The following is a 12207-nucleotide window of genomic DNA, read 5'->3' as shown; positions in this document are numbered from 1 at the left end:
TCAGTCGAGCAGGCGGTCGCCACGGACCACATCGGCCGCGGCCAGGTGTTCGGGCAGTACGCGCCCGAACAACTGGCGGGTGCGCGCAACGGCGCCGATCACACCGGCCCGGTCGGTGTAGGCGAAGATCGCCGAATGCCGTTGCCGCGCACCGGCTACCGGCGACACCCGGTGTAGGGAGAACCGCCCCTGGAACAGCTGCAGATCACCTGGGCGCAGATCCAGCCGGCGGATCGGCGGCGCGCCCGCACCGGTGAGCACCGCGCGCACATCGTCGAGGCGTTCGTCCTGCGGCGCGCGAATATTGGGGCAGTACTCGAAGATTCCGCCCTCGTCGGCCCGCTGGGTGAGCATGCTCACGGTGAACTCGTTGGTGTCGAAATGCCAGGGATGCGACATGCCGGGCGCGACGACATTGAGGCAGAGCCCCGCCAGCGGATCGGCGAACTCGTACAGCTCGGCCAGGTCGAAACAGTCGGCGATGAAGCGCTGGAAACCGGCATCGGTGTAGATCCGCTGAATCAGCGCGTCCGCCGGGATCCGGTCGCGGGCGACGAACGCATTGCCCCGCTCCAGCACGATGCGGGCCGGATGGTCCTGTGCCAGTTCGGAATCCAGCGGGATGTTGTAGGCGTTCACCCGCTCCACCGTGTAGTACGCGTGCGGTGCCATCCCCTCCCCCTCGGCACGCAGCGACTCCAGCAGTTCCGGTCGCACGAAGCCGCGCAGCACCGTGCACCCGCGCGCGGCGAGGTCTCGACGCGCCGCATCGACCACCGCTGCGCGGGCAGGTCTCTCGACATCCGCGAGCGGATACCGTGTGGTGTCGACAATCTCGGATAGCGAGCCCACCGCTGCCATGCGCGTCATTCTGGTGCAGGGCCGCCACACTCGAGCGAGTTTTCGGCGAGATTGCTGGTGATGACGGTCACAGATAAATTCTGTGGTCAATCTCGTTGCGACACAGCGACTCCGACGTCAAGCGCGGCCATCGATCGGTTTGCCGAGTCGATGCGCGGGCAAAACCCGCCGTGCGCGCACCGCATCCCGTCCAGTATGGTCCCGAGCCGTACTGTTCTGCTGGGGAGGGAATCCATGGGTCGGCTATTCATTCTGTTCATTGTTTTGGCGGGGATCTTCTCGGCATACGCCTTCAAGAACGGCGGGGTCCTGGTGGGGATCATTTTCGCCGGGTTGGCGGTGGCGCCGATCGTCGCGGTCATCGTGTCGGTGCGAAACAAGCGCAGGGGCAACGTCCCGAGCGGGCCGGTGAGTGGGCGCACGCGGGCAATGCGGTGGGGCGCCGCGGGAGTGGTGCTGCTCGCGGTCGGGTATGCCGTGTTCTGGACGTTCCTGGTGCCGAAGGAGAGCGACAAGGCGCTGAAGTCGACCCGGGATCTGGAGCCGGGATGCGCGGGGCTGATGGCGCGCAAGTACTTTCCGCAGACGGCCACCTACGGTGGTCCCGGACCGCATCCGATCGCCATCTTCGTCAAGGACGATTCGGACTTCACCGATCCGGCCTCGCTCGGCAGCGACCACCCTGACCACTGGCAGGGCGCCAAGCTCGATCCGGCGCGGGTGCAGCTGATCGCCTGCCTCGACAAACCGGATACCGGCGACCATCTCACCGACTGCGAGTTCAACGGCGGAAAGCTGCCGCTGTATCGCGGCACCTACGACGTCACCCTGTACGAGGCCAAGACCGGCGACAAGGTGGCCGAGGAGCGGATCACGGGTGTGAGCACGCCGAAGTGCCCGTTCTCGGCGCTCACCAAGGGCAAGAACCCGAAGCTGCACACCGAACCCGACTTCGCCGAATATCGTTCCGTGCTCGGCAAATACGTCGACGCGAAGTAGGTCGGCTCAGCCGCGCACGCGCAGGGCGTCCCGCAGATCCTCGACGGTCAGGCCGATGAGCGAGTCGCGGAACATCCGGCCCGGCGCGTCGGGAACGGCTATCTCGCACGGGATCACGATCACCGCACAGCCCGCGGCCTGCGCCGCCGCCGCACCGGTCGGCGAATCCTCGACGGCCACACAGTTTCTCGGATCGAGGCCGAGCAGGTCGGCGGCGCGCAGGTACACATCGGGTGCGGGTTTGCCGTGCGCGACCTCGTCGCCGCAGACGGTGCGGTCGAACCAGTCGCGGCCGAGGGTGTCCAGGCCGAACTCGGCGAGCGCGCGGGCGGTGTTGGTGACCAGTGCCATCGGTAAGCCCGCGGCGCGGACCATGCCGAGCGCGTCCTGGGCGCCGGGCCGCCACGGAATCGGCCCGGCCATCAGCTCGGTGACGCGGCGATCCATGAACTCGGCGGAGAACTCCAGCGCCTCCGGAGTCTGCTCGATATCGAGGCCGTCGAAGATGATGCGCATAGCGTTCGGGCCGGACGCACCGATCAGCGCGTGCCTGATCTCGTCGGTCATGGTGCGGCCGTGCGCGGCGGCCAGCTCACGGACCGCGATATCCCACAGCTTCTCCGAATCGAGCAGCGTGCCGTCCATATCCCAGAGAACACCGAGAACCTCGGCCGAGCGCGCGGTCACGTGCGGTACTACTCCTCATATCTCATAGACCGGAAGCGGCGATCAGCAGTCGCCCGTTGTCCGGCGCGACCTGGAACCACCGATTCTCCGAAGAGGTCGAGCCGTTCTTCAGCGTATAGGTCAGCGAGGCGACGGCCCGATTCTCACCCTGCGGTGTGATGGCGCCGACGCTCACCGAGCGCACCGTCGCCCAGAACTGGGCGTAGGCGTTGTAGCCGCCGGTCTGCGCCTGATAGGCGGGCGAGAGCTGGGACCACGCGCCCTGCACGTTGCCGGGCAGCATCCCGTAGTAGCCGCCGATGAACTGGGCGATGCGGTCGGCGGTCGGCGGGCCGAACGGGGTGGTGGTGATGGTGGTCGGCGCAGGGCGGCTGCTGCTCGGCGAGGCGGAACTGCTCGGTGCGGCGCTGGTGGACGGTGCCGCCGCGCTCGGCTGACCCGTCTGCGGCGGATTCGGCGCCGCCGGTTCCTGCCGGTCCTGGCCCGAGGCGTCGGTGGGCGGGGTCGGGGTCGGGGTCTCCTGATTGGGTGCGGCGGCCGCGGAGGTCAGCGGCGCGGCGGTGGGGCCGTCGTTCCCGCTGCGGTTGACCGTGCTGGCGATGATCCACGCGATGAGGAGCACGGCGACAACAGCGGCGGCCGCGAACCCGACGACCCGGCCGCGCGACTGCCCGTTGCCGGGAAGACCGGGCAGGGTCCCTGGACGCGAAGGCGGTGGCGGGAGGGCGGATCCGGCGGACACATCGGCAAGCCCCGCGGTCGGCACCACCTCGGTGGCGTCGGAGCCGACCTCGGGCACGACGGCAGTCGGCTTGGCCAGCAGGGCGGTCGCCTCGTCGGAGCCGGGGGCGGGCATCACCCTGGTGGACACCGGCACGGCGGGCAGCTGCGGAGTACGGCCCGCCGCAACGGCTTCCAGCGCTTCCTGCGCCTCGTGCATGGTCGGGCGCGCCTCGATGGTCGGCGCGAGCAGGCGCATCAGCACCGGGCCGAGCGCGCCGGCGTGCGTCGGCTGCCCCACATCGGCGCGGGCCACCGCGTGCAGCACGGCGAGCGGATTGTCACCCTCACCGAACGGCGGGCCGCCCTCGACCGCCGCGTAAAGCGTTGAGCCGAGCGCGAATACGTCGGAGGCGGGTTCCGGATTCTCCCCGCGCGCCACCTCGGGCGCGAGATAGGCGGGCGTGCCCGCGAGGAAACCGGTCGCGGTGACCGTGACATCGCCGACCGCGTGCGAGATGCCGAAGTCGGTGATCTTCACGGTGCCGTCGTCGCCGACGAGCAGGTTCGCCGGCTTCACATCGCGATGCATGATGCCCGCGTCGTGCGCGGCGGCCAGCGCGCCCGCGGCCTGGGCGCCGATGCGCGCCACCTCGGTCGGGGGCAGCGTGCGCTTACCGGACAGCCGCGCGGCCAGGCTCGGCGCGTCCATATATTCCATGACCAGCCACGGCTGACCGTCTTCCTCGGCGACGTCGAAGACGGTGATGGCGTTCGGGTGATGCAACCTGGCCGCGATCCGGCCCTCGCGCATGGCGCGCAACCTGGCCTCGATCGCCGCCGATCGGGATAAACCGGGCCCGAGGATCAGCTGCTTGACCGCCACCGTGCGCCGTAGTCGCACATCGGTGGCCCGCCACACGACACCCATCGCGCCGGTGCCGATCGGATCCGTGAGCCGATATCGTCCCGCGATCAACCGATCCGACGTCATGGTGTCGTACCCCTCCTGCTTGTCGCCGAGTCAGAACCGCACTCCGCGCATAAGCCCGGAAATCCTCGAAAATCCTACGCGCTGAAGTACTTTGCACCCGTAAGCAGTGAGCCGAACGCATCCGCCGACTGCCCCGGATGCAGTTGCAATGCTTCTGACAATGGCATATCCACCGGACCCACATCTACCTCCGCCACCGTCTTGCCGCGATTGCCCAGGTAGCCGCCGCGCACCCGCGCGTCGTGTCGCGACCGCATTTCCCCAAATCAGGGCGTACGCCCTGGTAACCGAGGCCATGACGAAGTCGGAAAACCGCGACCCGAGCGTGAACACCATCACAATGTCCCACCCGGTCGGATATCAGATCGGATAGACCCCGCGCGGGGTCACCCGGCGATCGACGACACCGATCCGCCCGTGGCCGCGGACGCGGGTGTGCGTGCCGAGCGCGGTGGGGTCGACCGAGGCGCGGGCGGCGATCGCGGGCGGGTACAGGGCGTGGCCGTCGAGCGCCTCGTCCACCTCGGCGGGGTGGGGTGGGCCGAACTCGTCGACGTCGTCCGGGGCGTCACCGTAGAAGCAGTGGCGAATCAGGACACCGCGCTCGGCCATCGCCCAGCCGCCGGCGCCGTAATCGTGGAAGTACCACTGGGCGGCACCGAATCGGCGGCTCAGTTCGGCCAGGAAGGTACCGAGGCTGTCCGGCATGTCATCGTCGGGAATCCGATAGCCGAATATCAGCGTCCAGCCATCCAATTCCGGTGTGAGATAGGCGCATCCGTCGGTGCCGCAGACCGCCCAGCCGAGGCGCATGGTCACCGGCATGGAATCGACGAGGCCGAGGGCGTCGAGCAGCGCGTCCTGATCCGCGGTGGAGACGGCGATCCAGTCGCCGAAGAAATCCCCGTTGGGCTCCGCGTACGGCTCGGGCATCTCCCGCGCGATCTTGCCGAGGATCAGGCGGCGCAGCAGGTTCTGATCGGCGGATTCCAGTGCGTACCAACCCCCGGCATGCAGCAGGGCGATCATGGCACGGCGGCGATGGCGTCCCGGCGCGCGCCGCATCTCGCGCAACGGTGCGACGGCCTCGGCCCCCATCGTCTGTACCACCCCCGCGGCCCGCATCCGCACCTGCGCGTCCGGATCATCGAGCAGGGAAACCACCTGCGCCAGATGGGGAATCGCCTCGCTCGCGCGCTTCAGCAACACCTGAAGCGTCTCGTACCGCACCTCGCCATCGCGATGCCGCAGCAGCGGAACATATTTCGCCACATCCGACACCTTCAGCTCACCGAATGCCGCGACAAGCCCGTCGGCCTCTCGTCCCATACTCACCGCCGCCCACGGGTCGGCTGCCGCCCGCCGCTCCCGATCCGCCGCCTTGGCGCCCGCGATCGCCTCTGCCAACGGCTCGACCGCCGCATCCCCGAACGCCTGCAACAACCAGATGACCTGCTCCGCCATCCGAACCGCCGACCGACTGACCGGATACCGCAAACTCAGCCCCCGCAGCACAACAACCAGCCGAGGTACCGAACTGGGCCCCGCACCAAGTAGCTCCCTCTGGGCCGTGAACACCTCATTCGGATGATCATGATCAAGCCGCATCACCAACGCGGTAAGTGTCTTGTCGTCGAGCATCTTTCAACACCCCAGCTAACCTCGGCGCACACCAACCGCCGCCGACCCTAACCCATCCCCCCACAGAAACCCCGCCACCGACGCCCAGCCAGGCATGCGGGTCGTCGGGCACGCGGCCGCCGCCGCCCGGCACTCGACCGTGTCGACGAACTCGAACCGGACGTCGTACCTATGACATCCGGATGCCCGAAACGGACGGCGTCGAGGCGCCCCCTGCTGTCCTCCCACCCAAACCAGCACCACCAATCAACACTCGTCGACCACAGTCGAATGGCCGCCCGACACGCCGTGCGCAACGGCCATTTGACTGCGCTCGGTGATCCGGCCCCGCCGGGCGTAGTCAGATGGCGGTGCGACACGCCGTAGCCGACCACCATCTGACTACGCTCGGCATCCGCGCTCACCGGGCATGGCCGGATTACGTTGTGACACAACGCGCCCAGCCGTATTCCAACACGTGCGCCATTCGACCCGGACGGCACACGCAGCACCGGCAGGCATTTCATTGCGCAGTACCCGCAGCCCAGCGAGCGCAGTCGAATGGCCGCACGACACGCCGCAACCGGGGCCATTTGACTGCGCTCGACCTCCGAAAGCTCGCCGAGCGCAGTCAAATGGCGGTGCGACACGCCGGAACGGGCCACCATCTGACTGCGCTCGACGCCGAGCCCAGCCCCAGCCCAGCCCGAGGGTGCTCGGATGGGGGGTGCGGCGCACCATGAATGGCCGCGACTATCGCGCGCATCCACCCTGTCGGGCCCCACCGATGCAGCAAATACCTTTCGCCCCTGGACATCCTCCGGGGAGTAGGAGATACCAGGAGAGGGTAAGTGGGCTGGAAGCCGAGATGATGCACCTGACGGCGGGAGGTAAAGCAACCCCGTCCAGGGCGCAACACGATAATTCAGTCCTTAAACCCCGTCCAGAACCGCGCCCCGCCCACACCGCCACAGTCCCACACTCACCACTCACCACTCACCACTCACTAGGCGCCACGCGCCATTCGCCACGCGCCACGCACGACGCACGACGCACGACGCACGACGCACGACGCACGACGCACGACGCACGACGCACGACGCACGACGCACGACGCACCGATCAGCTGAAGGCGTCGAGCATTGCCGTGAATTCCGGACATTTGTATTCGGCGCTGATCTTCATCAACGCCAACATCTTCCACGGCTCCACCTTGTTACCTCGGACCGCTTCCTGGACCTCCCGGATCCAAGCGGCGTTCTTGGGCAGCTTGGGATCGGTCGGCACGATATCGCCACGGGATTGCGCACCCCGCAGCGTCTCGCATTGCGATTCCGCTGCCCCAACAGCAGTCGCCCGCGCCTTGGCCTGCCCCTGGGGAGCGCCATCGGTCTTCACGCCCAGGGCCGTCGCGTAATACTTGTCGCCCAGTTGGTCGTCGGGGCTGCGAATATCGGACGAACATGCCGATGCCGCCAGCACGGCACCGACAAGCAGCGTCGCGGCACGAATCTTCACACCGATCCCCCTCCACGGCACCCGTAACGCCGCCGTACCGACACCCTAATGGACACAAGGGGTTTGCCACGGCCGGAGCTGCCGAACCATCAGGCCTTCGCCTCCGCATCGACGCCGTCGCCTCGACCGGTCGACCAGTGAGAGGCGGTTCGGCGTCGACGCCGAACCGTCAGGCGTTGAAGTACTTAGCCTCGGGGTGCAGCAGTACGAAGGCGTCGGTGGATTGTTCCGGGTGGAGTTGGAGTTCTTCGGACAGGACGACGCCGATGCGGTCGGCCTCGAGGAGGTCGACGAGTTTGGCGCGGTCTTCCAGGTCGGGGCAGGCGCCGTAGCCGAAGGAGTAGCGGGCGCCGCGGTAGCCGAGTTTGAAGTAGTCCAGCACGTCGGCCGGGTCGGAGTCGGCGACCGAATGGCCTTCCAGGACAAGCTCTTCACGGACCCGGCGATGCCAATACTCGGCGAGTGCTTCGGTGAGCTGCACACCGATACCGTGGACTTCGAGATAGTCACGATAGTTGTCGGCGGCGAACAACTCGTTGGCGAAATCGGCGATCGGCTGACCCATCGTGACCAACTGGAACGGCAACACATCCACCTGACCCGTCACCCGCGCATGCTCACGAGAGCGAATGAAGTCCGCGATGCACAAGAACCGGTCACGCTGCTGACGCGGGAAAGTGAACCGATACCGCTCAGGCGCATCCGGATTCGGGTCGGTCAACACGATCACGTCATCACCATCGGACACCGCCGGGAAATACCCGTACACCAACGCCGCATGCTGGAGCACACCCTCGGTCGACAGCCGATCCAGCCAATACCGCAACCGCGGACGCCCTTCGGTTTCGACCAGTTCCTCATACGACGGGCCCTCGCCACCGCGCTGGCCACGCAAACCCCACTGCCCCAGGAACAAGGCGCGCTCATCGAGCAGACCCGAATACTCCTGCAGCGACACACCTTTCACCACCCGGGTGCCCCAGAACGGCGGCACCGCGACCGGCAAGTCCGCCGCGACGTCAGACCGCGCGGGCACCTCGATCGGCACCTCGACCGCCTTGCGCTGCTCAGCGATCCGCTTCGAGCGTTCATGGCGCGCTTTACGCTCGGCCGCCTTCTGCCGTTCGGCGATCGCTTCCGGGCTGTCGGGATCGCCACCACCACCGCGTTTGCGGGTCATGATGTCATCCATCAACCGCAAACCCTCGAAAGCGTCACGGGCATAATGCACATCGCCCTCGTAAACCTCGGTCAAGTCGTTCTCGACATAACCGCGGGTCAATGCCGCGCCACCGAGCAAGACCGGGAACTGCTCGGCCACACCCTTGGCGTTGAGCTCTTGCAGGTTTTCCTTCATGACCACGGTCGACTTCACCAACAGCCCGGACATACCGATCACATCGGCCTTCTTGTCCACCGCCGCATCCAAAATCGTCGCGATCGGCTGTTTGATACCGAGGTTGACCACCTCATAGCCGTTGTTGGACAAAATGATGTCGACCAGGTTCTTACCGATATCGTGCACATCACCCTTGACCGTGGCCAGCACGATCCGGCCTTTGCCCGAGTCGTCGGTGGCCTCCATATGCGGTTCCAGATAAGCCACAGCGGTCTTCATCACCTCCGCCGACTGCAACACGAACGGCAACTGCATCTGCCCGGACCCGAACAACTCACCCACGGTCTTCATCCCCGACAGCAAGGTTTCGTTGATGATCTGCAACGGCGGCACCTCGGCCATCGCCGCATCCAGATCGGCATCCATCCCGGCCTTCTCACCATCGACGATCCGCCGGGCCAACCGCTCGAACAACGGCAACGCGGCTAGTTCCTCCGCGCGGGAGGCTTTGGACGAGGACGCCGACACGCCCTCGAACAACGCCATCAACTTCTGTAGCGGGTCGTAATCGTCTGTGCGGCGGTCGTACACGAGATCGAGCGCGGTCTCGCGCTGCTCGTCCGGGATCCTCGCCATCGGCAGAATCTTCGAGGCGTGCACGATCGCCGAATCCAGTCCAGCCTGCACACATTCGTGCATGAACACCGAGTTCAACACCTGCCGCGCCGCCGGATTCAACCCGAACGAGATATTCGACAGACCGAGGGTGGTCTGCACCTGCGGATGCTTCTGCTTGAGCAACCGGATCGCCTCGATGGTCTCGATACCATCCTTGCGCGACTCTTCCTGACCGGTACCCAGCGTGAAGGTCAGGGTGTCGATGATGATGTCGCTCTCCAACAACCCCCAATTACCGGTGATATCGGCAATCAAACGCTCAGCGATCTCCACCTTCTTCACCGCGGTCCGCGCCTGACCCTCCTCATCGATGGTCAACGCCACCACCGCCGCACCATGCTCGGCGACCAGTCGCATCGTCTGCTGGAACCGCGACTCCGGACCATCACCGTCCTCATAGTTCACCGAGTTGACCGCACACCGACCACCGAGATGCTCCAAACCCGCTTGCAGCACCGGGGTTTCGGTGGAATCGAGCATGATCGGCAACGTCGACGAAGTGGCAAGGCGCGACGCGAGCGCTTCCATATCCTTGGTGCCGTCACGCCCGACATAGTCGACACACAAATCGAGCATGTGCGCACCATCACGAGTCTGATCCTTGGCGATATCCAGGCACCGCTGCCAATCCTCGGCCAACATCGCCTCACGAAACGCCTTGGACCCGTTCGCATTCGTCCGCTCACCGATCATCATGATCGACGCGTCCTGCTCGAACGGCACCGCGGTATACATACTCGACACCGAAGGCTCATGCACCGGCGCGCGCCGCGCCCCGATCGCAGGCAACGTCGGCTCCACCTCACGCACCGCCGCAGTCACCTGACGAATGTGCTCCGGGGTAGTGCCACAGCACCCACCCACCAACGCCAACCCGAACTCGGACACGAACCCGCGCAGCGCGATCGCCAACTCCTCCGGCGTCAACGGGTACTCCGCACCGTTCGCACCGAGCACCGGCAGACCCGCATTGGGCATCACCGACACCGGAATCTGCGCATGCCGCGACAAATGCCGCAGATGCTCACTCATCTCATCCGGCCCGGTCGCACAGTTCAACCCGATCATGTCGATACCGAGCGGCTCCAGCGCCGTCAACGCCGCACCGATCTCACTACCGACCAGCATCGTCCCGGTGGTCTCCACCGTCACGTGAGTGATAATCGGAATCCGGCGCCCGAGCCGCACCATGGCCCGCTGGCTTCCGGTGATCGCGGCCTTCACCTGCAACAAATCCTGGCAGGTCTCGATCAGAATCGCGTCGGCGCCCGCTTCGAGCATGCCGAGCGCGGATTCGGTGTACGCGTCACGCAACACCGTGTACGGCGCGTGCCCCAGCGTCGGCAGCTTCGTACCCGGCCCCATCGAGCCGAGCACATACCGCGGCGTCCCATCGGCACTCGGCCCCATCTCATCGGCGACCTCACGAGCCAGCCGCGTGCCGCGCTCCGACAGATCCCGAATCCGATCAGCGATGTCGTAGTCGGCCAGGTTGGGCAGATTGCAGCCGAACGTATTGGTCTCGACCGCGTCCGCACCCGCCTCGAAGTACGCGCGATGAATATGGCGCAGCACGTCAGGCCTGGTCTCGTTGAGGATCTCGTTGCACCCCTCCAACCCGCGGAAATCATCCAGCGTCAGATCGGCGGCTTGCAGCATCGTGCCCATCGCGCCATCGCCGATAACGACACGCCGACGAAGGGTGTCGAGCAGCGTGGTGTCGAACTCGGCGGGGGTGGACGCAGACATGCCGTCAAGCGTAGTTGGCTGCTCTGACATTCCCTTCGCCCGCGTCGTACTCACGTGTGCGGCGCCACACCGGCGGGGCGAAGCCTGGATATGACAGCACGGCGCGGCGCGAGTCATCGTAGGCTGACCGGGTGAACCCCAGTGAAACTCCCGATTCGGAACTGCCGACGTTGCGGGACCCCGTGCTGGTCGCCGCCTTCGAGGGCTGGAACGACGCCGGCGACGCCGCGAGCGGCGCGGTGGAACATCTGGAATTGATCTGGGATGCCGAGCCGCTAGCCGAACTCGATTCCGAGGACTACTACGACTACCAGGTCAATCGGCCCACGGTGCGCCAGGTGGACGGCGTGACCAGGGAGATCCAGTGGCCGTCGACCATGCTCTCGGTCTGTTCGCCGCCCGGTAGCGATCGCGATGTGGTGCTGCTGCGCGGTATCGAGCCGAATATGCGCTGGCGCAGCTTCTGCGCCGACCTGCTGGAGTTCATCGAGCAGCTCGGCGTGCAGACGGTGGTCATCCTCGGCGCGCTGCTCGCCGATACACCGCACACCCGCCCGGTCCCGGTGACCGGCTCCGCCTACAGCAAGGAGGCGGCCGAGCGGTTCAATCTGGAGCAGACCCGCTACGAGGGGCCGACCGGCATCACCGGCGTGCTGCAGGATCAGTGCGTGAAGGCGGGCGTGCCCGCCGTGTCGTTCTGGGCGGCCGTACCGCATTACGTCTCGCAGCCGCCCAACCCGAAGGCGACCATCGCGCTGCTGCACCGGGTCGAGGACGTGCTCGATATCGAGGTGCCGCTCGGCGAGCTGCCCAAGCAGTCCGAGGACTGGGAGACCGCGGTCAACGAGATGACTGTCGGCGACGACGAAATCAGTGAGTACGTAAGGTCTTTGGAGGAGCGCGGGGACGCGGCCCTCGATCTGAACGAAGCGATGGCCAAGATCGATGGCGACGCGATCGCCGCCGAATTCGAAAAGTATTTGCGCAGGCGCGGTCCCGGTAGCTTCGGCCTCTAACACAGTTCACCGGAAGTTCGCCACGG

General features: G+C 66.3%; 8 protein-coding genes. 2 read left to right on the top strand and 6 right to left on the bottom strand.

The annotated features are described in order from the left end of the window. The gene (locus tag ACIG5A_RS01350; RefSeq protein ID WP_397236426.1) at window positions 1–861 is read right to left on the bottom strand and encodes an arpA protein; all 861 of its coding nucleotides are present in this window, start codon (window positions 859–861) and stop codon (window positions 1–3) included. A 234-nt stretch (window positions 862–1095) separates the two neighbouring features. Here ACIG5A_RS01350 and ACIG5A_RS01345 point away from each other — a divergent pair, with 234 nt between their 5' ends. After that, the gene (locus tag ACIG5A_RS01345; protein ID WP_397236424.1) at window positions 1096–1860 is read left to right on the top strand and encodes a hypothetical protein; all 765 of its coding nucleotides are present in this window, start codon (window positions 1096–1098) and stop codon (window positions 1858–1860) included. A 6-nt stretch (window positions 1861–1866) separates the two neighbouring features. Here ACIG5A_RS01345 and ACIG5A_RS01340 read toward each other — a convergent pair whose 3' ends face one another. From ACIG5A_RS01340 to metH, 5 genes are all read right to left on the bottom strand, one after another. Next, the gene (locus ACIG5A_RS01340; RefSeq protein ID WP_397236422.1) at window positions 1867–2547 is read right to left on the bottom strand and encodes an HAD family hydrolase; all 681 of its coding nucleotides are present in this window, start codon (window positions 2545–2547) and stop codon (window positions 1867–1869) included. A 22-nt stretch (window positions 2548–2569) separates the two neighbouring features. Next, window positions 2570–4261, bottom strand: coding sequence for a protein kinase (locus tag ACIG5A_RS01335; RefSeq protein WP_397236420.1), 1692 nt, complete (start codon window positions 4259–4261; stop codon window positions 2570–2572). A 360-nt stretch (window positions 4262–4621) separates the two neighbouring features. Further along, on the bottom strand, window positions 4622–5725 hold the full coding sequence (locus ACIG5A_RS01330; protein ID WP_397236418.1) for a hypothetical protein: 1104 nt from the start codon (window positions 5723–5725) through the stop codon (window positions 4622–4624). A 1278-nt stretch (window positions 5726–7003) separates the two neighbouring features. Then, window positions 7004–7399 carry a hypothetical protein gene (locus ACIG5A_RS01325; RefSeq protein ID WP_397236416.1) on the bottom strand — a complete coding sequence of 132 codons (396 nt, stop codon included), beginning with the start codon at window positions 7397–7399 and terminating at the stop codon, window positions 7004–7006. A 169-nt stretch (window positions 7400–7568) separates the two neighbouring features. Further along, window positions 7569–11165 (bottom strand): methionine synthase, encoded by a 3597-nt coding sequence (gene metH / locus ACIG5A_RS01320; protein WP_397236414.1) that lies wholly within the window; start codon window positions 11163–11165, stop codon window positions 7569–7571. A gap of 131 nt (window positions 11166–11296) precedes the next feature. On the opposite strand from metH, the gene ACIG5A_RS01315 reads away from it, so the two are divergent. Beyond that, window positions 11297–12181: a PAC2 family protein gene (locus ACIG5A_RS01315; protein WP_397236412.1), complete on the top strand. Its 885-nt coding sequence runs from the start codon at window positions 11297–11299 to the stop codon at window positions 12179–12181. Window positions 12182–12207 lie beyond the last annotated feature (26 nt).

This window comes from Nocardia sp. NPDC052566 (assembly GCF_044547285.1).
Classification (GTDB): domain Bacteria; phylum Actinomycetota; class Actinomycetes; order Mycobacteriales; family Mycobacteriaceae; genus Nocardia.
The sequence above is the reverse complement of the archived record's forward strand: the minus strand, read 5'-3'. Positions and strand labels throughout refer to the sequence as shown.